General features: G+C 31.2%; 24 protein-coding genes. 7 read left to right on the plus strand and 17 right to left on the minus strand.

The genetic code is table 11. From position 1 onward, the window contains the following. Positions 1–217 precede the first annotated feature (217 nt). Positions 218–697: a DUF1203 domain-containing protein gene (locus U0D62_RS19405; RefSeq protein WP_322288991.1), complete on the minus strand. Its 480-nt coding sequence runs from the start codon at positions 695–697 to the stop codon at positions 218–220. Positions 698–763: 66 nt separating this feature from the next. Next, positions 764–1609 carry a bifunctional helix-turn-helix domain-containing protein/methylated-DNA--[protein]-cysteine S-methyltransferase gene (locus U0D62_RS19410; protein ID WP_322288992.1) on the minus strand — a complete coding sequence of 282 codons (846 nt, stop codon included), beginning with the start codon at positions 1607–1609 and terminating at the stop codon, positions 764–766. Positions 1610–1994: 385 nt separating this feature from the next. Between U0D62_RS19410 and U0D62_RS19415 the strand changes: the two genes are divergently transcribed. Continuing rightward, a complete protein-coding gene (locus U0D62_RS19415) occupies positions 1995–4133 on the plus strand; it encodes a tetratricopeptide repeat-containing hybrid sensor histidine kinase/response regulator (protein ID WP_322288993.1) in 2139 nt (712 codons plus the stop codon). A 335-nt stretch (positions 4134–4468) separates the two neighbouring features. Here U0D62_RS19415 and U0D62_RS19420 read toward each other — a convergent pair whose 3' ends face one another. The 10 genes from U0D62_RS19420 to U0D62_RS19465 form a co-directional block, all read right to left on the minus strand. Beyond that, entirely contained in the window at positions 4469–4969 is a 501-nt protein-coding gene (locus tag U0D62_RS19420) for a ferritin (protein WP_322288994.1), read from the minus strand. 156 nt (positions 4970–5125) lie between these two features. Next, positions 5126–5638 carry a PAS domain-containing protein gene (locus tag U0D62_RS19425; RefSeq protein WP_322288995.1) on the minus strand — a complete coding sequence of 171 codons (513 nt, stop codon included), beginning with the start codon at positions 5636–5638 and terminating at the stop codon, positions 5126–5128. An 86-nt stretch (positions 5639–5724) separates the two neighbouring features. Beyond that, entirely contained in the window at positions 5725–8196 is a 2472-nt protein-coding gene (locus tag U0D62_RS19430) for a TonB-dependent receptor domain-containing protein (RefSeq protein ID WP_416135549.1), read from the minus strand. Continuing rightward, entirely contained in the window at positions 8174–9535 is a 1362-nt protein-coding gene (locus U0D62_RS19435; RefSeq protein WP_322288996.1) for an HTTM domain-containing protein, read from the minus strand. The genes U0D62_RS19430 and U0D62_RS19435 overlap by 23 nt, the downstream gene beginning before the upstream one ends. A 15-nt stretch (positions 9536–9550) precedes the next feature. Then, a complete protein-coding gene (locus U0D62_RS19440) occupies positions 9551–10666 on the minus strand; it encodes an imelysin family protein (RefSeq protein WP_322288997.1) in 1116 nt (371 codons plus the stop codon). Positions 10667–10776: 110 nt separating this feature from the next. Continuing rightward, on the minus strand, positions 10777–12000 hold the full coding sequence (locus tag U0D62_RS19445) for a DUF4856 domain-containing protein (protein ID WP_322288998.1): 1224 nt from the start codon (positions 11998–12000) through the stop codon (positions 10777–10779). A 197-nt stretch (positions 12001–12197) separates the two neighbouring features. Further along, on the minus strand, positions 12198–12659 hold the full coding sequence (locus U0D62_RS19450) for a heme-binding domain-containing protein (RefSeq protein WP_322288999.1): 462 nt from the start codon (positions 12657–12659) through the stop codon (positions 12198–12200). Positions 12660–12671: 12 nt separating this feature from the next. Continuing rightward, a complete protein-coding gene (locus U0D62_RS19455; RefSeq protein WP_322289000.1) occupies positions 12672–13538 on the minus strand; it encodes a hydroxymethylglutaryl-CoA lyase in 867 nt (288 codons plus the stop codon). 246 nt (positions 13539–13784) lie between these two features. After that, a complete protein-coding gene (locus U0D62_RS19460) occupies positions 13785–13973 on the minus strand; it encodes a hypothetical protein (protein WP_322289001.1) in 189 nt (62 codons plus the stop codon). Positions 13974–14114: 141 nt separating this feature from the next. Continuing rightward, positions 14115–15836, minus strand: a complete 1722-nt coding sequence (locus U0D62_RS19465; protein ID WP_322289002.1) for an AraC family transcriptional regulator — start codon at positions 15834–15836, stop codon at positions 14115–14117. A 436-nt stretch (positions 15837–16272) separates the two neighbouring features. Between U0D62_RS19465 and U0D62_RS19470 the strand changes: the two genes are divergently transcribed. From U0D62_RS19470 to U0D62_RS19485, 4 genes are all read left to right on the plus strand, one after another. Continuing rightward, positions 16273–16455 (plus strand): hypothetical protein, encoded by a 183-nt coding sequence (locus tag U0D62_RS19470; protein ID WP_322289003.1) that lies wholly within the window; start codon positions 16273–16275, stop codon positions 16453–16455. Between the two features lie 106 nt (positions 16456–16561). Continuing rightward, on the plus strand, positions 16562–17188 hold the full coding sequence (locus tag U0D62_RS19475) for a hypothetical protein (RefSeq protein WP_322289004.1): 627 nt from the start codon (positions 16562–16564) through the stop codon (positions 17186–17188). A gap of 398 nt (positions 17189–17586) precedes the next feature. Continuing rightward, complete coding sequence (locus U0D62_RS19480) at positions 17587–17811, plus strand: hypothetical protein (RefSeq protein WP_322289005.1); 225 nt, start codon at positions 17587–17589, stop codon at positions 17809–17811. A 189-nt stretch (positions 17812–18000) separates the two neighbouring features. Next, entirely contained in the window at positions 18001–18618 is a 618-nt protein-coding gene (locus U0D62_RS19485; RefSeq protein ID WP_322289006.1) for a DUF4214 domain-containing protein, read from the plus strand. Positions 18619–18718: 100 nt separating this feature from the next. Here U0D62_RS19485 and U0D62_RS19490 read toward each other — a convergent pair whose 3' ends face one another. Together U0D62_RS19490 and U0D62_RS19495 are read right to left on the minus strand one after the other, a co-directional pair. Beyond that, a complete protein-coding gene (locus U0D62_RS19490; RefSeq protein WP_322289007.1) occupies positions 18719–19345 on the minus strand; it encodes a LysE family translocator in 627 nt (208 codons plus the stop codon). Between the two features lie 193 nt (positions 19346–19538). Then, positions 19539–20567, minus strand: coding sequence for a quinone-dependent dihydroorotate dehydrogenase (locus U0D62_RS19495; RefSeq protein ID WP_322289008.1), 1029 nt, complete (start codon positions 20565–20567; stop codon positions 19539–19541). Between the two features lie 94 nt (positions 20568–20661). Here U0D62_RS19495 and pepT point away from each other — a divergent pair, with 94 nt between their 5' ends. After that, positions 20662–21903: a peptidase T gene (gene pepT / locus U0D62_RS19500; protein ID WP_322289009.1), complete on the plus strand. Its 1242-nt coding sequence runs from the start codon at positions 20662–20664 to the stop codon at positions 21901–21903. Positions 21904–21998: 95 nt separating this feature from the next. Continuing rightward, the gene (locus U0D62_RS19505) at positions 21999–22535 is read left to right on the plus strand and encodes a hypothetical protein (RefSeq protein WP_322289010.1); all 537 of its coding nucleotides are present in this window, start codon (positions 21999–22001) and stop codon (positions 22533–22535) included. A gap of 70 nt (positions 22536–22605) precedes the next feature. Here U0D62_RS19505 and yajC read toward each other — a convergent pair whose 3' ends face one another. Genes yajC through nusB form a run of 3 tightly spaced genes read right to left on the minus strand, consistent with a single transcriptional unit; the run spans position 22606 to position 24381 of the window. Next, positions 22606–22902: a preprotein translocase subunit YajC gene (gene yajC / locus U0D62_RS19510; RefSeq protein WP_322289011.1), complete on the minus strand. Its 297-nt coding sequence runs from the start codon at positions 22900–22902 to the stop codon at positions 22606–22608. A 4-nt stretch (positions 22903–22906) separates the two neighbouring features. Continuing rightward, complete coding sequence (locus U0D62_RS19515; protein WP_322289012.1) at positions 22907–23386, minus strand: DUF1573 domain-containing protein; 480 nt, start codon at positions 23384–23386, stop codon at positions 22907–22909. Positions 23387–23436: 50 nt separating this feature from the next. Next, a complete protein-coding gene (gene nusB, locus U0D62_RS19520) occupies positions 23437–24381 on the minus strand; it encodes a transcription antitermination factor NusB (protein WP_322289013.1) in 945 nt (314 codons plus the stop codon). Positions 24382–24454: the final 73 nt, after the last annotated feature.

A 24454-nucleotide genomic window follows, 5' to 3' on the forward strand; every position in this document is an offset into this window, starting at 1 on the left:
ATGACTAGAATATTGGCTAATAATTTTTTGTACAGGTATAAGGAATGTATTGATTTTTAATATATAAAAACACCTTTTATACCTTTATATATAGATTTTAATTAAAGGGGTAGGGTGATTATGATTCTAAACGTTTTATATATAAGTCCATTACTAATCTATGGCGCGGATGGCAAGAGGGAATACTCATAAAAAAGTATTCCCTTTTCTTTTTATTCTAAGCTCTTTCTATTTTACATATAAAACAACAAGCTTCTGCATTTCTTGCATGTAGATAAGCTATTTCACTATGTTTTTCGAATATGTGAGGAATTAATACATCTACATCATTGTTCCCTACCAATTGTGTAAAAATCATTTTCTGATTTTTGTTATACCCAATAAGTGATAAAGGAAAGTTTTTCTTATCTGCCTTAATTTCTTCTGGAAACTTATAAATATCCTGATATGGTGTTACCTCTTCTTTATGGATAAAGATAGGACCTGGTTGGTTAAAAGCATTATTCTTTTCAAACGGGCTATGACTTAACAACAATCGTTTATCCTTTCCTGGTATAAAAGGTTTTAAAGATACCCTACACGGTCCATAACTAGTTGCTATTTGTTCAACTATCTTATTATTAAAATCATCTAGTTTTCTTGATCGTATATCGGTAGCAAAAGCTTTTGTTAACGGAACTATTTTGAATCTATTCATATCACTGTGTATTAATGTTTATACAAAGATGACATTCAAAGAAGAGTTTAACCACCCGTTTCTTGCTTAGATAACTTCTGCTTTTGCAGCTTCCCAACCTATAATTGCAGTTTTTCTAATATTTCCCCAATGATATTGCCCTAAGTTACCCGTCGATTGGATTACTCGATGACAAGGAATCAAAAAAGCGACTGGATTATTACCTATTGCCGTCCCTACAGCTCTAGAAGCTTTTGGTTTATGAATACAATTAGCAATGTTTCCATAAGTAGTTAATCCTCCAATAGGTATTTTAAGTAAAGTTTCCCAAACCTTTAGTTGAAAATCAGTTCCTTTTAAATGCAGTTTTATCTGTGATAGATTTTTCCAATCCTGAGTAAAAATAAATAATGCATTTCGTTGAATTCGATCAACTACTTGATTAAAAGTGGCATTAGGAAATCGTTGTTTAAGTTTAATAAACGCCTCTTCTTCGTTATTTAGAAAAGCCATATGGCAAATCCCTTTGGGTGTTGACCCCACTAACACTTCTCCAAAAGGACTCTCTGCATAACTATAATTAATTACCAATTTCTCCCCTCCGTTTTTATATTCTCCTGGAGTCATTCCTTCTATTTTCACAAAAAGATCATGAAGTCTTCCTGTTCCGGAAAGCCCTGTTTCATATGCGGCATCAAAAATAGTTGTTTGATGATCTTTAAGAACCTGTTTTGCATATTCAACACTCGTATATTGTAAAAATTTTTTAGGACTTACTCCTACCCACTCTTTAAATAATCGTTGAAAATGAAATGAACTGGTATGTACTTGTTCCGCTATTTCATCAAGGTTTGGTTGCTCTTGAAAGTTTTGGCGAATATAAGTTATAGCTTCTGCTATTTTGGTATAATTAATCTGATCTTGTTCCTTCATTATGCTGTTTTTTAATAATAAAATAAAGGTATATGTCTATGTTTTTTTATAAAACCCAAAACTTGCTGAATTATATAAGAATATCTTTTTTTACTTATCGAAGCTAAATTTATTTTATTTTCAGTAAATTCATTGCCTTTACACAAAACAAAGGGTTTTAATCCTTATTTGATGTTTAGGAAATATGAGGGCTTACTTTATATAAATTAGTAATAATGACACTAAGAATATGATCATTTTTTGAAGTCGTTTTCTTTGTAATACCATTACCCTAATGTTTTTTTGTAAAAATTTTATATTAAAAAATAAGCCTTGGATTCTACTTTCTCCGAATAAAAGTTTCGTTAAGATCGGAGTGATCTTTATTTATTTTCTCTTTAATAATTTGTGTCTAGCACAGCATCAAAAAGATGTATTTCATATTAAAAATGATAGTTTAGATTTTTTGTTAGATAGATCATCAGTATTATTATTTGATGAGTTTAAAGTTAAAGAATCTCTTGAGCATGCGGTCACCGCAGCTAATTATGCCCATCAATTAAAAAACGAATATTATATTTCTGAATCTTATTATGCTATAGCCGCTAATTATGATGTTATATCTGATTTTGATGCCGCAGAAGAAAACTACAAAAAGGCATTAAAACATGCTCAGTTATGTAAAAACTTTTACTTAATAGCATTTATTTATAACGGATTAGGAAATACTGCTATTGATAATAATGATATTCAATCTTCTGTTAAGTATTATCAAAAATCCTTAAAAATTGGAAAATCCATTGATAAGTTCAACCCTTTATCTGCAACCTTAAATTTAGCCAGGGCTCATACATATTTAAACGAGTATGAAAAAGCTTATTACTACTTAACAGCATCAGAAGAAATTTTAAAAAACAATAACGATATACAAGGTGTTTGTGAGATCAAGTACTTAAAAGGAATGTATTTTTTAAGTAAAAATGATACTGATCTTGCTTTATCATATTTTGAGGAAGCTATTAAGGTCGCTACAGAAAATAATATGTTGAGGCAGTTGTTACTTATTTATAAATCAAGAGCAGAATTGTATGAGCGTATAGGAGATTATAAAAATGCACACCATGATCTAAAAGCCTATCAGGAATTTCAAGAAAAGTTAAAAACTGAACAGATAGAAATTACTAAAATCAATTTTAGTATTGATGAATATGAAAGAGAATTGGCCGAAGCCAAAAGAGAAAAGGAATATCAAGCCAATCTGGCTAAAAATAATAGAACTATAAACATTATTTCTTCAATAGGGATTCTTTTTATGCTAGGAACGATCTTTTTTCTATTACAGGCATATCGATCCAAGAAAAGATTAAATGATAATCTCGAAGGAAAAAATGAAGAGCTCGTTGTAGCTAAATCTAAAGCAGAGGAACTTACACAAATAAAATCTCAATTTATATCTACAGTAAGTCATGAACTCAGAACCCCTTTATATGGAGTGATTGGTATTACATCCTTACTTCAGGAAGATAAAGAGGTGGTAAGAAAACACGAAAAACTCTTAAGTTCGTTAAAGTTCTCAGGAGAGTACCTTCTTGATTTAATTGGTAATGTTCTTAAAGTGGGGGAAATAGAATCTCAAAAAATAAAACTTCAGAAAGAATCTGTCAATTTAAAAGAGTTATGCCAAAACCTATTAAATTCTCTTAATTATCAAGCAAAAAATAATAACAATCAACTTCTTTTAGAAATTGATAATAGATTACCTGAATTATTACATTTAGATTCATTACGATTGTCAGAAGTATTAATAAACTTAATAGGTAACGCTATTAAAAACACCCGTAACGGAAAAATTTGGTTGCGAATAAAAGTAATTTCTGTTGTAAAAAATAATGTTGATATAAAGTTTGAAGTCGAAGATAATGGAATAGGAATACCTGAAAACAAAAAGAATTTTGTTTTTGAGAAGTTTTCTCAGATCAATCGAGAATTGGACAAACTTGATGGAACAGGATTAGGGCTTTCTATAGTTAAAGAACTTCTGGATATGATGGGTTCTCAAATACACTTAGAGAGTACTCAAGGTATAGGTACTCTATTCAGTTTTACTTTAAAATTAGAAGTAATCAAAGAAAAGAATACTTCTTTTAATGACCAGGATAAACCAATCATCGAATCTAATGACATCTCCATTCTTGTTGTAGAAGACAATAAAATTAACCAAATGGTTACTCGCAATCTTCTTAAATTAATTGGTTATGATTGTGTTATTGTAGAAAACGGTTTAAGTGCTGTAGAAATTATTGAGAATCAAAATTTTGACCTTATCCTTATGGATCTTAATATGCCAAAACTTAATGGTTATGAGGCGACAAAACTTATTCGAAAAACAAACTCTTCAATTCCTATAATTGCATTAACGGCTTCAGAAATAGAAGAGGTAGAAAATAACTGTATAAATGCTGGTATGAATGCTGTTATAAATAAGCCTTTAAGTAAAGATACCCTTAAAAATATACTTCAGGAAAAGTTAGAGGGTTTTCAATAAAAAAACGAATACACCAAAACGGTATATTCGTCTTTTAAGTTCGATAAAATTGAATTGAGATAAATAATTGCAATATGCCCTATAACTTTGGACATCTTTTGCAATTGGTCTTTCCTTTCTTTTTATACTTCTTACAGCATTTCTTCTTCTTCGTACCACATGCGACCTCACAATTCATATTTGTACAGGGGGAATATAAAGATGGTGTTTCCAACACTTTTATTTTATTTTAATTGAATCTAAATAAAGTGCAAAAATATAAAAAAAAGATTCCTAAAAAAGGAATCTTTAAATTTTCTTTACTTACTTATTAACAATAACTTAGAACAAATATCTTATTCTTCACCTGTTCCTTGAAATGTATTAATATCTCGATCAAATAAATAATGTCCAGATTTGTCTTCTCCTATAATTTTCAACTTATCCAATAATGTTCTTGCAGTAGCTTCTTCTTCTAATTGTTCTGCTACATACCATTGCATAAAATTATGCACATTATAATCTTTATGTTCTAAACATTGAAAAATAACGTTGTTGATTTGTGCTGTAACAAATTCTTCATTTTCTAAAAAGGTTTCGAACAACTCCATTAATGATTTAAAATCATCTTTAGGTTTTTCTAATGCAGGAATCACAGCTTTGCCGTTTCGTTCATTAATAAACTTAACAAGCTTGGTCATATGCACTCTTTCTTCTTCTGATTGTGTGTAGAAAAACTCTGCTATACCATTGTATCCATTTACATCTGCCCAACAAGCCATAGAAAGGTATTGAGCAGAAGCTGCAGCTTCATATCTTATTTGATTATTCAATGATTTTTCAATCTCAGGTATCATATTTTACTCTAATTTTTTTGAAGTAACTAAAATACACAAATTATTATGCTTTGGCTTGTATTTTCAAGTCAAGCCTTTAATTTAAAATCAGACTATTTAATAACACTAAAAAAAGAAGTTAAGAATTCTATTTTTGATCAAATCCTGCTGGTTTGGTTAAGCAGCTTTTTCAAAAGCAATATAATTAATCAATTTACCTTTAGTATCAAAAACAGGGAACCCTTTAATTTTGCATATATAGGTTGTTTTATCTTTCTTATAATTAAGTATCGATAATTCAAAAGGTTTTCTGTTATCAACTGCTTCTCTAATTTTTCCAGAAGTCTTCATACAAGTATCTTTACCTTGAAACATTTTTGGTGATTTACCTAAAACCTCATCCACAGAATATCCATTCATTTTATGCATATTATGAGATGCGTATACAATTTTTAAATCAGGGTTAGTAACTAGAATTACGGATCTGTTTTGTGTAAATTCTTTATGATAATTATGATCAAAATCCCAGCGCTCAGTAATTTTTTCTAAAGACTCTAAATCTTTCTTAAAACTGCTCAGTAAAGAGTAACTCTCTCCATAAAACTCCCAAGAAATTAGTGGTAATGAAAAATTTGATTCTTTCTCAGCACGTTCTGCGATCATCTGATCATATCCATATAACTCTAACATATATTGCAATTTTAATCAAATGTATATAATTATACTTATACATAAGATTGAACAAAAGTTAATTATTTGATCAGCAAAAGATTACTTTACAATTTAAATTGCAGTGTAGCATACCAAGATATCGGAGCTGAAGGAATAATTCCTGGACCTGGATAGCCAGTTGCTCTTTGTGTAAAATAAGTCTCATCCAGAAGGTTGTTAATTCCTGTTTCCAGCTTAAATTTTTTATATGTATAAGAAAAAGAAATATCCAAAATAGAATACGCAGGTATTTTACCTAATGTTCCTTCTTCTTTACTTCCTGGAGTTCCTCTATCAGCATTGGTAACTTCTGTAAACTGCTCAGATAAGTGCGTAAATTGTATGTTACCTAAAAAGTTTTTATATCCAAAACCAATTCCTGTTTTCAAGTTGATTAGCGGGATAAACTCTACTTTGTTTCCTTCAATTGGTTCTTCTGAACGTGTATATTCTGAATCTGTTATTGCCAGGTTAACAAAAGTATTCAATACATACTTGGTGTCTGTAGGAAAAAAAGTATTGATAATATTCCAATTCGTATAACTTTCTACTCCATATATAAAAGCATCTCCTATATTTCCACGAACTCTTTGTGCTCTATCATTAAAAACTTCTCCTATTCGATCATCATACCATAGTCCAAAAACACTTGCATCATACGTAAATATGTCTCTTATCTTTCCTCTTAAACCAACATCTGCCGTAAACCCTTCTTCATCGCTGATATCAGGACGTATTACAAAAGTGGGGTTAATGATTCTGATATCATTAAAAGTTACTGATCTGTAATTCTGAGAAATATTTGCATATGCTTCCAAGTTTGAATTTACTTTATAACTAGATCCTAGTCCTAATAAAATAAAAGATCTTTCTAGTTCTTCATCATCTGTTTCGGTTGTATTACTTATTGGATTTCCGGCATTATCAAAAACTACATTATTATAAGTTCCTTCTGCTTGTGTTTTAATATACTCAAATCGCAATCCGGGAGTAATTGAAAATTTATCTGTTATATTAAAAATATTTTCGCCAAACACCGCTATATTTAAATTAGGAAAATCAAAAGTAGATTGATTCGCATAATCAGGAAACGTATCGTTTTGAAACTCAAAATTTGCATCAGCTCCTAAACTTCCAGGGCCTTGCCTCGAATCATTATTTGCCTGATAGTATTTAGATCCTATTAAAAAGACAGATTCTTTACCTAAAAAATTATATCTACTTAACAAACGAGCTTCTGCTCCCCAGTTTCTAAAATTTCCCACAATAAGATCTCTTGGGTTTACAAAGTTACCTTGTGGATCTATTTCATCTACTGCTGTAATAGGATTAGAATTAAGATCGGTAGGTATTCCTCTAAACCCTAATGCTTTTCTTGAAGCATCTAATCCAAAAAGATTTAAACTAAAATCTGTTTTTTCGGAAAATTCATGTTCTAATTTTAATGAGAATAGTTTCCAATCTACTTCAAACCAATTTCGGGTTCTATTGCTAAAGTCTTGATCCGTTTCAAACTGTGTATCTGTTAATCCTCCAGGTTGTTTAGCTAAATAATCCAAATATGTAAACTCTCCGGTTAGTTTTGTCTTATCTGAAATTTGATATCCTATGTTTGCATATACGTTCTTAGAATCAAAATCTGAGTTAGGTCTAAAGCCATCACCAGTTTTATAGTTAAAGTAGGTGTAGTAACTAAATTTACCTATTGTGCCTCCAATACTATTAAAACTAGTAAAAAGGTTAAAAGATCCCAGAGATTGTCGAGAAACCAATTCAAACTTTTTATTTGGGTTTGGTTCTTTCATTTTAAAATTAATCAATCCTCCAAATTGAGTACCATACTGCAAAGAAGCAGCACCTCTTACTACCTGTATCTCTTTTAAAGCTTCTGCCGGAGGAGTGTAATAGCTTTCTGGATATCCTAAAACATCTGCGCTAATATCATATCCATTTTGTCTGGTATTAAAATTAGCAGTTCTATTAGGATCCAATCCTCTTCCTCCTATGTTTAATTGTAACCCTCCAACACTATTTTCGTAGATGTTTAATCCTGCTACCTGAGCATAAATTTGTCGTGCATTGTTTGAAGCTAGATTACCTATTGTGTTTTCTAATAATACAACCTCACTTTTCTTTCCTGCATAAATAGCTGTTCCTTCAACAGGTTTAAGTTGTTTTAACCCAAATATCCGTTCTCTTCGATCTATAATTAACACCTCAGAAAGCTCTTCTCCTAATGGTTTTAATGTAAAATCAACATTAGTATTGTTACTAACGCTAACTTGTTTTTCCTGAATCTTAAAATCATAACTAAAAATAGTAATAAGGTATTTACCTTCTTTCAAGCTATCAAATTCAAAACTTCCATCAGCTTCTGTAACAGTTTGACCTCCTGTATTCTGATTAAACACTTCGGCATTAGCGACCGGTTGACCATTCTGATCCTTAACCTTACCTGTTATAGTATATTGTGCTAGGCAAAAGTTTGAAAACAGAATAAATATTAAAACTACATTATAACCCTTTAATCTCATCATTGAATGGAATAATCCACGTTTTATGTTTAAATGACTCTTTTTGTTTCCCTAAATCCGTTTCCGGATCAATATATTGAGCACTTAGTCTCCCATTAAGTGCAACGTAACTCTCTACATATACCTGTACATTTTGATGTCCCTGATCCTCAAAATGATTTTTAAGATAATGCGCGTATTGTAATATAAAATCTGGCTGTGTTGCCATTTGTTTTTGCTGAAAAGCTGTCAGGAAATCATCATTATCTACATAGAATCTATTTCCTGTTTTGCTATCAACTATCTTAAAATTTGCATATCCTGCTTTTTCCATTAACATTACTCTCCAGGAAAAACGATACCCTTCTTCTGTCCAAAATAACTCTCCCGGATACAGCAAATAACGAAACGGCAAAAGTAATTGAATTACAAAAAATATTGATAGGACAGATAGTAATATTTTACTTTGTTTTGGAGCAAACGAAAACTTCTTTTTATTATTAAATCCAAAAGGATTTACTTTTAATACCCGTGCGATAAAACTTATGATCCTTTTATGAAAGCCTGGGTTAAAAAATATCAGTGTACTTACGATCATGATATATGGGAACATACCAATAGGAAAAAGTACTCTGGTAAGCACATGAAATACAACCACCATGATAAAGGCAAAAAATCTGGTTTTTCTATACAAAAGTAAAAATGGAATGGTAAGATCATAAATAGCTCCTGTATAGCTAAAAAGATAATGTACCCATTCTTCTTGCATAAAATCTCCAAGAAGAGGAATGTTATATTTTGAAGGAAGCCATATTTTGAGTGGCATCGCCTTAACTAACCAATCTGAATTAAGTTTGGCCAGTCCTGCATAAAAATATACAATTCCTAATAATAATTTAACAGCATCTATTGTCCAGGATGGAACAAACTGAAATGATTTTTTATTTCTCCAGGCATCTATTGAAAAATAGGCATTTGCAGGTAAAAAAATCATCAAAAAGCTAAGGATACTTATAAAATAATAATGATTAAGGTATGTTGTTTTATCCATTAATTCTATATAAGTAAAACTTAGAAAAAATGTGATAATAGCAATTCTATACTTAAACCCTAAGGCTACAAATATTGCTGAAAGTCCACAAACACCAAAAATCAAGTATGTAAAATCCCCTAGCGGTTTGATAAATTCAAACCCATAATAAGAAAAGAAAAATTTGGGTTGGATATATAATGTATCAATCCAACCATAACTCCAGAAACGAATAATGCTGATGAGCATCATGACTCCAAAAAAAATACGAAAGACTGCAAGTGGTGCAGTCTCTGTATTTTTTTTAAAATATTCGTTTAGATAATAATTCATATTGAGTACTGCTATTTAATCTCCATCAGCATCAACAAAATCAATTCTAATTGAAAATGCCTGTACCATATCAACTTTTAAATGAACTACATTTTTCTGAAGTTCATCATATGTATTAAGCATTAAACTATTATTTGTTCTCACCTGTGTTGAGAAATTATTATCTAGTGCTGCAGCAGTAGTTCTGGCCAAGTTAAACTGATCGTTTATAATCTTAGGAAGATCCACGCCATCTTTAATTGTATTAAGAAAATCTAAATACGTTTTAAAACTTTCTCCAGTAGTTGAACTACCAAAATGTTTCCCGTTAAAGAAATCCTGCATTGCTTGTAGATTTGCATTAAATAAGGTTTTTGACAAATCTCCTTTATAAAATGCCTCTACTTTATCATCAAAAGTTTGTGTAGCAAAAACTCCTGCCGGAATTCCTATTTTTCCAGCTCTAAGGTGTTTCTCATAATGAAAAATGTAATCGTTTACTATTTTATCAACTGAGCTTGTAGCAGAGGATCCACTATTATTCACAAATGCATCTCTAAACTCTCCTGTCCAGTTAGTAAGCACTTCATTAGTAAGTGCTTCTATACGATTTACAAGAGCCATTAAGTAATCTTCATACTTCGTTCCATTTGCAGCATCAGTATAAAAACCTACAATTCCTGCATCAGAATCTGATAACCCATTAATGATGTAATCTAAGGCACCTAGCCCTTGCTCATCTTGTTCAGAAACCGCATTAAGGTCATACGAACCTGAATCAATATTTGCATCAATATCTGTAACATTTACAGGAAATACATTTATAAAATTTCTATAAGAAAGTTCTTCTGCTTTTCCTATTTCAAACATACTTACTGATTGCCATGATACATAAACCTCTGACCAAGCAGTTCTAAGTGCTATCAAATTAGTTTCATCAGTAGTAGAAACAAATGTTGATGCTGCAGTTTTAAGAGCCGATACATCAGTAGAAAAGTTTTGATACGCAGGAATAATTATATTATCTGCCAAATTTTCGAGCATGGCTTTTCTATCAAAGTTATCGACAGTTCCACCTCCATCATCATCACTTGTTGAACAAGCACTTAGAATTAATACAAAAGCAATCACTGAAAACACTACCTTCTTCATCTTATTATTTTTATTTATTCTTAATAAAACTTTGCAAATGTAAAAAAAAGAGGCCTAGAACATAGTATTTCTAACCTCTTTTTTTATCATTTTATATTTTGTTTAAGCTTTTAGCTTCCTGCTTGAGCTACTGTAAAGTCAAATTTGGCTGCAATAGCCTCAGAAATTGTTTGCAATGTTATTGGAGATACATCCCATAACCCATTTGTTCCAAGCATTAACTGGTTTATGAACCCTTGTACTTCGGTTCTACTAAAATAAGGCGCATTAGTACTAGGGTTTCTTGTAAATTGAAGACTGTAAATAAAACCATATCCTTCTGAAAGATCGTGGAAAGCACTAGCATAATCCACGGTGGATGCTTCTAAAGCATTTTTACCTTGTTGTAAATAATATACTGCTCTTACACCTATTACCTCAGAAATTTTTTCTCTTACAATAGCTGCTTGTTGATCTCTAACTGTATAGTTTTTAGCTACAATTGCAGCTCTACCCAATTTAAGTGCATTATATATATCTGCTGCGATTCCTTCAAAATCAGTATCTCCTTCTACTCTACCAATGTATTTATTAAGGAAACTATCATCATCACCAATAGTAAGGTTAGGGTTAGCTGTATTCTGAGAAGTACCGTATAAATAACCATAAGCTTCATCCCACTTATGCTCCATAGTTGTATAGTTTTTACCATCAGCAACTACTCCATTATTATTATTAGCAATATTATCTGCTTCATCAAGAACAGCAGTACCTAAATAATTATTTAATGCTTGATCAGTCATCAAAGCACCTATTAAACTCTTAGCAAAAGCTTGATTTAACTCAAGACCTTTTGCAGTTACGTATCTATTAGATCCGCCTCCACCTTCTTGAAGTACTCCTGGTACACCAGCCGATGCTGTATTTGCCCAGTTTGGAAAAACATCATCTACCTGGCCTTTGATCCATCCATCAAATTCTTCCTTAATTGCAGTAGCATCTGTTGTGTTTGCTGAAAAATAATCTCTGGAAGCAGCAGTTTTGCTACGTACACTTTTATCTGACGCATTAAGATCTGCATCAGAAAAATCGTTTGCATCTTCTACGTGAGCAAACATAGCATCGATTTGAGCTTCTGTAAAACCCGTATCTTTGAATGCATCGATAATTTCTTCAGCCATTTTGATTCTTGTCGTTTGACCACCAAAACTAACCGTCGTTTCTCCGTTACGCTCAAACACGTATGTTGCTGGAGCTTCTACAATAGCTTCTCCTGAATCATCATCTGATGAACAAGCACCTAAAGCAAGTACTCCTGATATACTTAAAACTCTTATTAAACTGTTGACTTTCATTGCTTTTTTTTATTTAGACTTACTAAAAATAGTTAATTAATATTTTGCAAATATATTTATCAAATTGCTTTTGACAAACTTTATTTGTATTAAATCTAAATAAAATCAACGGAAAAACATTTAACATTCTGTAAATCAGAACACCAATGTTTACAAACTAATAAATGTTAAATTTTTATTGGTAAGAGTTTGAGAAATTATTTTACAGAAGCATATTGAGATCTTAATTTCTTCACCCAATCAATTAATATTTCTTTTTCACCTTCTTCCAGGTTTCCATGCAGCCAGGTATATGATGAAAGTGGCATTTCGCCTTCTTCAACCTCTTCTATCAACTCTTCTAATTTATGATCTCTCTTTTTATCAGAGTATTGCTCCCATTCTGAAACATTAAAGTGTTCTTTTCCTTCTTCTACATGATCTGATAGCCAATACGAAACCGGAGCTATCTCTGCATACCATGGATATATAGTTTGATTACTGTGACAGTCGTAACACTTATCTTTTAAAATAGTTTGAATTGCCTCTGTAGGCTTTGTTGCTGTTTCAAAATATGCTACAGATTCATAACCAGATTCATTTTTATCTGGTCGAATAAATTGCATCACAAGTAATATTATCAATAATGCAATGCCAACTTTCTTTAAAATCTTTTTCATTTGTTAAATTGTTTAGTGATATACTGTAAAAATTTTGGTTGCTTCATTATGAGATGATTCAAAACTTAATGTTCTTACATTGGTATCTGCATCTACTGATGTAAAATAAGATAACATTTTTTCTGTAGGCATATTACCTGTTAATTCATCTTTTGCCATAGGACATCCTCCAAAACCCTGGATAGCGCCATCAAAACGTCTACATCCAGCTTTATATGCAGCATCTACTTTTTCGTGCCACGAAGTTGGTGTAGTATGAAGATGTGCTCCAAATTCGATCTCAGGATAAGCAGGAATCAAATTAGCATATAAATAATCAATGATATCAGGAGTAGATGTTCCTACGGTATCGGATAATGAAAGAATCTTTACTCCCATTTTACTAAGTTTCTCTGTCCAATCTCCTACAATATCTACATTCCATGGATCACCGTATGGGTTCCCAAACCCCATAGAAAGATAGGCTACAACTTCTTTATTAGCTTTATCAGCAATATTTAAAATTTCTTGTAAAGTCTGCACTGATTCTGCAATCGTCTTATGCGTATTACGCATTTGAAAATTCTCAGAAATCGAAAACGGATAGCCCAAATAATCTATTTCTGCATGTTGTACAGCATCATTAGCTCCTCTGAGGTTAGCAATAATAGCAAGTAACTTACTCTCTGTATTAGAAAGGTCTAACTTGGCTAACACCTCTGCCGTATCTACCATTTGAGGTATTGCTTTGGGAGATACAAAACTCCCAAAATCAATAGTATCAAAACCACAACGCAATAGCGATTGAATATACTGTACTTTTTTATCAGTAGGAATAAACTCCTTTATACCTTGCATGGCATCCCTGGGACATTCAATAATTTTTACTTTTTCGGCCATTTTAGAGCAACAAAATAAAAGAAATTTAATTTAGGATATAAAAGTATGATTATTTTTCAAAATTTTAAATATCATATCTCTTCTTGGCATAATTTTATAAATTAACTTTTACTCATATAAAAAAACCACCTGAACTCGTCCAAGTGGTTTTACAAATCTCTATTTGAGTATCGACATTTTAAAAACTCTCTATGTATTTAAATATAATACTCCTTTATATATCTAAAGAAATTGTACAAATGAGATTTAACATCCATCACTTCCTACGTGTTGTACTTCTATACAATTTTTTGTGCAGGTTGGATAATCAGAAGAGCTAAGTGGCCAAAAAGCCCTATTTATTGTTCCTCCTCCACGAATAAGTGACGGATTATTTATTTTAGCTACTTGCATTTTTTTTAAACTTAACTTACTTCGTTTTTTGTTTGTTTTCATTGTGATTGAGTTTAAAGATTAATGATATAAAAATATGGTTTTCACTTAGTTTTCAGGGAAATTTTAACCGGAAACTCTCTGGTTTCCGGAAATCAGACCATATAAAATCAAAAAAACATGGTATTTGATCTTCCTCCCAAATTAATCTGCATACTCAACCATTCTCTTAATAAAATAAGAAGGATACAAGCCTGTTTTTTTATGAAAATATTTAGAAAATGCCTCTGTTGTATTAAAACCTATTTCACTGGAAATTGCTTTAATTGTATAGTTTCTGAATTTTTTATTGGTTTTAAGTTCTTGAATTAAATATTCTATTCTTAAATCATTTATATAATTAGTGAAGTTTTTTTCTTTATAAGTATTTACAATTCTCGAAATGTACTTGCTATTAGTTTTAAACCGTATTGCAAGACTCGTAGTTGTAATATTAGATTCAAGAAATTCAAGGTTTTTTTCAAACTTATCAATCTTATATAAAATATCTTCTTTAATCTCTTCTGATATTTTGAGGTTTCTTTTTTCTAAAACTTCGGTAGTATTTATTTTATACTTTTTAGTATCTGTCTTTATAACAGGAGTATTGGTTTTCATTAACGTATTAAAACGCTCTTTGTACAACCTTCTTTTATAATATTGATAATAAAAAAGTGCACTTATCACCAAAACAGCAATAGCCAAAATCCATATAAAAATTTTAAAATTGGTGTTTTTTTTATGAATGAATTTAATTAACTGTTCCTTTTCTGCTAATAATTCTGGAGTATCATATTGCTTTATAAGTTTCTCATTTACTTGTGTATTATTTTTATGCATAATACTATCAAACTTCAATAACCTATCTACATAAAGTAATTGATTTTCAAAATCCTGTTTTTCTTTATAATCATTAATCAAAAACAAATAACTATCTCTCACTTCAGGAACGATAAATTGTGTTTGTTTGAACACTGAGTCTACCTTTTTATAATAATGTATTGTTTCTTCATCGTCTGATAGAGATTCTTTGATTTTACCTAAATAGAAATAGGCCTTAACCATAAATCCCTTATCCTCCATCTTTTCAAGATCTGGCAGAGCTGATTTCAATGTTTTTCTTGCCTTTACATATTCTTTCTTATAATAAAAATTAACTCCTTGATTCAAAAGTAATTGATAGTGCAGTTTTTCATTATAATGACTCAAAAAAGAGAATGTTTTATTGATATAATAATCAGATGAATCTATTTTATTGTTTTTAGTATAGGACTCTGTTAGGTAGACCATAATATCCATATAATCTGTAGTATCTCTTATTCCTCTTTTTTCTTCATACTCTCTACTCTTTCTAAAAATATCCAAAGCTTCATCATGCTTTCCTAGTTTACTTTTTATAACCCCTATATTATATTCGGTAATATGCTGAAAAGCCTCATTCTTATTTTTTTTAGAAAACTCTAATGCGATCAAGTAATTATCTAGTGCCTGTTCATAATCCCATTTTCCTAAATAAAAATTACCCTTAGAAGAATACGGAAAAGCAGGGTAAAAATTATGATTTAAGTTTTCACTTAATTGAATTGATTTATTTAAAAATTCAACTTTTAAGGAATCATTTTTTTCGTAGAAATAAAACATAGCATACACCTTGGCTATTTTAAAACTATCCTTCGTTCTTGTAGCTTTCTTAAAGCAAGAGTTTAAATATACCTGAGACCTTAAGGTATCCTCATAGTTGTTTAAAAACTTCTCAAAAACTTCATCATAAGATTTATTTTTTAAAGAATCTGGTACAACAAAATTATTTTCATAGGATTGAGAAAATGAGAAATAGGTACTAAATAAAATAATTACTAGCTGCGTTATTCGTGCTATTTTATTCATGTCGGCTTAAGAGTATGTAATATCAATGACTATAATTAAAAAACAATAAATTCTTGATTTGTTACAGTTAATCAAAGAATTAAAAGCTAAAATCTCCTTAAAAAAACTAACTCTTTCTGTTTTACAGATTTTATAATCACAATTTAGCTGGTTAATGCTTAGTAAATATACCAATTTCTCTTTTAGCACTCTATAGCGTTTACACTGTTATAACTCACTAAATTTTAATTTTTTATAAAAAATTATATAAAGTCTGTTTTCCAGAATCATCACTCGTGATTCCAGAAAACAGAGATCAACATCTTGTTTTTAAGAGCATTAGCCTGTTACCTTTGAGTAGAAGAATTCCCCGAAATAACACACAGCATTAAACTTCAATAAAAGGAGAAACCCGAAAATCCTAAACAGAGTAGGGATTATCATTAATCAATAAAACATGAAAAATTCAAAAAAATTTAGCATTCCAGGAATGAAACTTCTTAGTAGAGAACAAACAAGAGTTATCACAGGAGGAACAGGAATCACACAAGAACAGTGTGAAGAACTGGGAGGTGATGGCGTACAATGTGACTGGCTAGGTAATAGATGTCGTTGTAGAGTCATTATAACTCCTTGCTAGTTTCAAAAGTTAAAACCCCATGTTTTAACAACCTAAAAATATGGGGATTTCAAAAATCTCAATCGGATTTAAAATCAATTACTTACAAATCTTAAAACCAAACATTATGAAAAAGTTATCATTGATATTCGTTTTTTCTTTAATTCTATTCTCTTGTAGTAAAGAAGAAGCTACTGTAGGAGAAGAAGCTTTAGTAGATTCTTTTGCTCTAACCTATAAAGGAAATCTATATACGGTTCAACTTGATGAAAATGGAAACGTAAACACCTCTAGTTTAGATACAGAAATATCAGAAGTTATCAATAGAGGGTATACACTAGAAATACCTAAAGAAGATATGATCTATTTATTTGATAGTGAAGATGAAATGAATGTATTAATTTCAGAAAAGTATCCTACTTCATCTGATACAAATATTAATAGATCATCCGGAACTGCTACTTGTATTTCTTATAAACACAAGAATTATGATGGTATATCAATCTCTGGGTCTAACAACTTTTCTTATCCAAATCTAAAATGGCAAGGGTTTAATGATATCATTTCTTCTGCTATCATAACAAACTATACCAGTAGAGCGTATTTGGTTCAATTCTATAAGCACGATTATTTCAGCGGAAGCTCACATAGCGTCATCATTGATCCTGTTGTACAAAGTGTTATCACGATAAGCAATTTTAGAGTAATAGGTCTTAATGACGAGGTTACTAGTATAAGAGGAATTCTATTATAACCTCTTTTTCTGATTTACTCAACACATTATAAGGAGGAACCTGAAAATCCTTAACAGAGTAGGGATCAACTATAATCACAATTTGAATATGAAAAATTTAAAAAATTTCCACATCGATGGAATGAAAGTATTAAACAAAGAACAAACAAAAGCAATCAAAGGAGGAAATGACGATAATATGGTATGTGATTGGGTTGGAAGTGAATACATCTGTTTTGATGTGATCGATGTCGTTGGGTAACCCTGTTGAAACACTGTTTTGAAAACAGTGTTTCATATTATCGTATTTGATTTAAAAAAGATGGATTTAAAGAGTAGAAAAATACACTGGCAAGAATAGACACATATTGTGAGTGTCTCTAAATGTTCACATCATTATCATCTTTAAATTCATAGTTATGTTAAAAAAAATTTTAAATCTTAACGGTACTCATCAATTAAAAAGGGACCAGCAAGCATTCATTAAAGGAGGAGTATTGATACATTGCTCCAGAGATTCAGATTGCCCACCTCAATTCTCGGTATGTAGTAATGCCGGACATTGTTTCAGACCTCAATGTACCTCGAATTCAGATTGTGGAGCAGGAGATATCTGTGTAAACTATCATTGTCAAACTTGTTAATTACAACATAACAAGAACTCTTACTAATATGACAATCCAAATCCAGAGGCTGAATTCAACACACCGGATTTAGCCTCCATATTGACTATAGAATATAACATACACTTCTACCTCTAACAAATCACAAAGGAGTGTTATTTCTATAGAAGATCAATCAATTTCACAACATAAATCATAAAAATTTAAATCATGAATAAACTAATTTTAAAATCACGTTTTCTTATTACTCTTTCTATAATTTTGGGATTACTCTTTGTAGTTTCTTGTGAGAAAGAAGAAGCTTTTAATAATGAAATTGAAGCTGTAGATACTACTCAAGCTTCTGAAAGAAGTTTTCCTCTTCCCGATCGTCCTGATTTTACACCTCCTAATATTCCACAACCTCCAAGATATGATGCACATTGCGTAGTACGACTTTCTTATCTATCATATCTTAGAAGATGTCCAGAGAATGCTGGTGTTGTAAACTACTGGATCAATGTTCTTAACACCCAAGGATTTGATGATCTTGCTAAGGGATTCATTACTTCAAATGAAGCAAGTGTTAAATGGAGCTCTCAATATCATAGTTATTTATCACGCAATAACCTAAACAGTGTAGAAGTGCATAAATTTATTTATATAGCCTATAGAGGTTTATTATTAAGAGAGCCTGATGTAAATGGAGGAAGATATTGGACCAATATCTTTTATGACAATGGTATTAGAGCGGTTGCCAATGGTATCGGTAATTCTCAGGAGTTTCGTAACAGGTTAAACAACATACAAACAGAATGTACCAACGCTGCTAATCAGTGTACTTATTAATATCAGTTTTTATATCATATCATTCGTAAAGAGGAAACCGTTTAAATATTTTTTTAGACGGTTTCTTCAATTCTAAATATATTCTGATTTTTAATAACAGTTATTTTTCAGAAAAAAGCACAAAAATGCCTATTCCAATAAAAACAATAATCTGTAACCATTTTAGAAATACTCCTACCTTAGAATTCTTTTTGATATATTCAGAAATATAACCTGAAAGAACAGCTATCCCCCCAAAAATAATAAATGAGACCAGCATAAAAACACCTCCCAAAATATAGAATTGTACTACGTGACTAAGGGTTTTACTAAAAAGAAAGCCAGGAAAAAAAGCCAGGAAAAAAATAGAGACTTTAGGGTTTAAAACATTCATTATAAATCCTTGTTTAAACAATTGTCCCAAACTTTTCTTTTCTACTGTTTCCCCAGAAAGCTGGATAGATGCATCACTTCTAAAAACCTTGTAAGCTAAAAAGAATAAATATAAAGCTCCTAGTAGTTTAATAATAAAAAATATAGTTTCGCTTTGTTTGATGATGGCCGAAACCCCAAATGCTACCAATGTTGTATGAACTAAACATCCTGTCATTAAACCTGCGACGGTTGATATTCCATATTTTTTGCCATTAACCACACTTTGCATCATTACAAATATGTTATCCGGTCCTGGTGTAATCGCTAAAATAGAAATCGCTAAAATAAAAGCGTAAAGTATTTCAATATTCATTAAACATGTATGGTTTTACATTGTAATTGGTTTCGTAAAGATATATTATATCACCACAAAATCAATCACTAATAAAAAAGCTTATTCTAAAAAAAACAATCCAGATCTTAGCAATTTATATTATTAAGATGTATCTATTGAGAATACACAATTCTATCAAGAAGATCAAGAAATTAATTTTAGAGCAAATAATTTACAACCCTTGTTTTAAAACGGCTTTGTTAATCTTTTTAATCAATGCAGGCCCTTCATAAATAAACCCTGTATAAAGTTGAATCAAGCTTGCACCAGCTTTTAGTTTTTCTACTGCATCCTCAACACTATGAATTCCACCAACTCCGATTATCGGAAAAGCATTATTACTTTTTTCTGATAAAAATCGAATTACTTCTGTTGATCTTTGTGTTAATGGTTTACCACTTAATCCTCCCGTTTCATTAGCTAATGTGAGAGGAGCTTTTAAGCCTTTTCTTGAAATCGTTGTATTAGTAGCAATAACCCCAGCTATTTTGGTATCCTTTACAATATCAATAATATCCAAAAGTTGTTCATCTGTTAAATCTGGTGCAATTTTTAGTAAAACTGGTTTTTGCACAGGTTTTTCCTGATTTTTAAGCTGCAAAGTATTAAGTAACTCAGTAAGAGGCTCTTTATCTTGCAAAGCTCTAAGGTTTGGAGTGTTCGGAGAACTTACATTCACTACAAAATAATCTACATAATCAAATAACGCATCAAAGCATATCTTATAATCTTCGACTGCTTCTTCATTAGGAGTAACTTTATTCTTCCCAATATTACCTCCTATTAATACTCCTTTATTTTTCTTTAGTCGTTTAACCGCTTCTTCTACTCCACCATTATTAAACCCCATTCTATTAATAATGGCGCTATCACTCCTAAGCCTGAATAACCTTTTTTTAGGATTGCCGTCTTGAGGTTTTGGAGTTAATGTTCCGATTTCAATAAAACCGAAGCCAAAATCTGATAATTCATTAAATAGTTTAGCATCTTTATCAAAACCTGCAGCCAAACCTACTGGGTTTTTAAATTTTAACCCAAAGATTTCTCTTTCTAATTGAGCATTTTTAACTTGATAAACACTCCTAAAGATAGATGGAACCAAAGGTATTCTAGAAAGTGTTCGAATCATCTTGAAAGTAAAATGATGGACTCCTTCAGGATCATAATTGAATAGAATCGGACGAATAAGTGATTTGTACATTAGAAAAGGATTTTGATTGCGCAAAAATAAGTTTTACAAGGCTCTAATAAAAGTGTATTTTTGAAATCTTTAAATCTCATTATCAACAACGTTTATGATCTCAAAAAAACATATCACAGATAGATTCATCAGTTATGTAACGATAGACACAGAAAGTGATCCAAATAGTACTACAACTCCTAGTACAGAAAAACAATGGAACCTTGCCAATAAATTAGTAGAAGAATTAAAAGCTATAGGTCTTGATGATGTTACTATCGATGAGAACGCTTATATCATGGCTACATTACATTCTAATGTAGATCACGAGGTGCCAACCATTGGTTTTGTTTCTCATTTTGATACCAGCCCAGATTTTACAGGTGCCAATGTAACTCCTCAAATTATTGAGAAATATGATGGTACAGATATTATTCTTAATAAGGAAGAAGACATTATTCTTTCTCCAGATTATTTTGAAGATTTAAAATTATATGTAGGGCAAACTTTAATCACTACTGATGGCACTACATTATTAGGAGCAGATGACAAGGCAGGGATTACTGAGATTGTTACTGCTATGGAATATCTTATTCAACATCCAGAAATTAAACACGGAAAAATACGTATTGGTTTTACTCCAGATGAAGAAATCGGTCGCGGTGCTCACAAATTTGATGTTGAAAAATTTAATGCTGATTGGGCTTACACTATGGATGGTAGTCAGATTGGTGAGTTAGAATATGAAAATTTTAATGCTGCTGGAGCCGTAGTTACTGTAAAAGGAAAAATTGTTCATCCTGGATATGCCAAAGGAAAAATGATTAACAGTATGTATATCGCTCAAGAGTTTATTGATGGATTACCACGACTAGAGACTCCAGAACACACTACCGATCGGGAAGGTTTTTTTCATCTGCATACAATAGAAGGAAATGTTGAAGAGACAAAACTACAATATATTATCAGGGATCATGACAAGACACTTTTTGAACAAAGAAAAGAGGTTATGAAAAACCTTGCTGATACTATTAATACTAAATATAATAAAGAAGCCATATCTATAGAAATCAAAGATCAATATTATAATATGCGAGAAAAGGTAGAACCTGTTATGCATATTGTAGATATTGCAGAAGAAGCAATGAAATCTATAGGGATAACACCATTAATCAAACCTATCAGAGGAGGAACAGATGGCTCTCAATTAAGTTTTATGGGATTACCTTGCCCTAATATTTTTGCTGGTGGTCATAACTTTCATGGGCGCTATGAATACGTTCCTGTAGAGAGTATGATAAAGGCTGTAGAAGTCATTGTAAAAATAGCTGAGCTCACCTCTAAAACGAAAAAATAAATACGTTCGATACATTTTTTTCTTCATTAAAGCAACTGTTTTTGTTTTCTGGCATCTAATTTATGTATAACCCGGAAAACAAAAACAATCACGCAATGAAGAACATTTTCACAGTAATTTTATGCCTTGTATTATTTAATATCCAGGCACAGGAAGATAATTATATAAACAATCAAAATCGTCATGAATTTAGATTAGATGCTCTTGAAGCTCTTGCTATTCCTAATATAGAAGTCAACTACGAATACGTAATCAGTAAGTACTCTGGAGCAGGATTAGCGGTCAGTATTAGCTTAGATAACGATTTTAATGAATACCAGAAATATGCTATCGAACCGTATTACAGACAATATTTTTTAAACAAAAAAGATTTTGGAGCCAGAGGTTTATTTGTTGAAGGAGTTTTACGCTTTGCTGGCGGGGAACAAGATGAGTTTTTACCTGATTTAACAACGATTCAAGAAGAAAATTGGTTTGATATGGGAATTGGTCTGGTCGTAGGTCAAAAATGGGTAAGCGACAATGGTTTTGTGTTTGAAATTAGTATAGGCGGTGGTCGTTACCTACTAAACAACAATAATGATGAAGGTTTTATAAGAGGTGGTGTTTTAATAGGGTATCGTTTCTTTTAAAAAAAAAGCATAAAAATAAAAGCGCGATACCATTTATATAGTATCGCGCTTTTAACAAATAAGCTATTTATTATTTCTTTTCAGTCGCTGGCTTATTTAACTTTTGACTCATCTCTAAAGAAATAGCCGATTTATCAAAGGTTAATTTACCTGATCCTGTTTCAATAATAACAGCATTGTTTTTTTCGCTGAAATCAAAAACTTTACCGTGAAGACCACTTTTGGTTACTACGCGATCTCCTTTTTTAAGCTCTTGAGCAAATTTTTTCTCCTTTTTTGCTTTTTGCATTTGCGGACGTATCATAAAAAAATACATCACTACAAATATTAGCAGTATAAAAGGGAGTTGTCCTCCAAATCCTTCCATATAATTATTTGCTTACTGGTGTTCCGCTTGCTGGTTGAGCTTTAGGAGTTACCATAGCTTTAATTTTAAGAATTTCTTTACCTGCTTCAGTGTTAGCAGTAATAGTTACTTGCTTGTTCTGAAGGTTTGGCTTACCGTTAGAATTAAACTTTACTAACATTTCTCCAGTAGCTCCAGGAGCAATTGGTTCCTTTGGCCACTCAGGTACTGTACATCCACAGCTTCCTTTAGCACTTACGATTACTAGAGGTGCTTTTCCTGTGTTAGTAAATGTAAATTTATGTTCTACTACGTCTCCTTCATTAATAGTTCCAAAGTCATGCTCTTTTTGAGCAAAAGTCATAACAGGAAACTCTGCATTACTTGCATCACGTTCTGCAGCTATTTCTACATTTTCTTCTTTAACTTTTTTTGCAGCGTCATCTTTACAAGACACAAATGTCATAGCAAAAATCCCGGCTAAAATTAAGATTCCTTTTTTCATTACTTGGGTTTTTAAATATTTGAGGGTTAAAAATACTATTTTTTCTCGGACTACATTAATCCACGGCCTACTTTATTTAATTTACCGTTTTCCTTGTACTCCTTAGAGATCTTATCAAGAATCCCATTTATAAAAATACTACTTTTAGGTGTACTGTATTCTTTGGCAATCTCTAAATATTCGTTAATTGTTACTTTTACTGGTATTGAAGGAAATTTTAAAAACTCACAAATTGCCATATTAATGATAGCTTTATCCAATTCTGCGATACGATCCTTATCCCAATTTGGAGTTTTCCCTTCTATCTGTTTGGTAAACTCTACAATGTTAAGAACCGTTTTTTTAAGAATATCTGTCGCAAATTTTTTATCGTCCATATCCTTATATAAACTTGGTAAAGACATGGTTTGATCATGAGAAGATTTGACCTTGCGTAACATCTTAATAATTGCCGTATTAACAATAGGCAAATCATCAATCCATGTTAATTTTTTATCCTCTATATACTCGTAGAGCTTATCATTAGGAGCCACAATTTCTTTAAAAATGTCAAGAATAAAATCTTTATCTTCTTTAAAGGAGCTTGTACTAGTATTCATATACTCTTTATAGTACTCACTCTCTTGAATGGCTTTCCATAGTATAACTACATACTCATCATCAAGATCCCAACAATTCAGTTTTTTCCTATCTATTTCAGTATTAAGCTGGGTATTTTTCTCCAGCAATAACAATACTTCGTTATTTATAAATTTTGTATTTGGATTCTTCTCTTCTGAAGTAGCAAGGTATTTCTTCTGACTCTTGGCTAAAAAATCAGCAGCGTGCTTTCTAATTTCTACCAAAAGCTGAAGGTTTATCAGAAATAAATCATACATCTGATCAATACTAAAAAGAAGAAATTTAACTTCTTTATCAAGGTGGCTATCTTGAGTCTGCCCCATCGCATAGAGAGACTGCATTACTTTTACTCGAATATGTCTTCTGGTTAACATAGAATAATTACAAAGAACATTATATTAAAAAAGGCGAAAATGCTCCCCACTTTCGCCCTGCAAAAATACTATT

This window comes from Aquimarina callyspongiae (assembly GCF_034322225.1).
GTDB lineage: Bacteria > Bacteroidota > Bacteroidia > Flavobacteriales > Flavobacteriaceae > Aquimarina.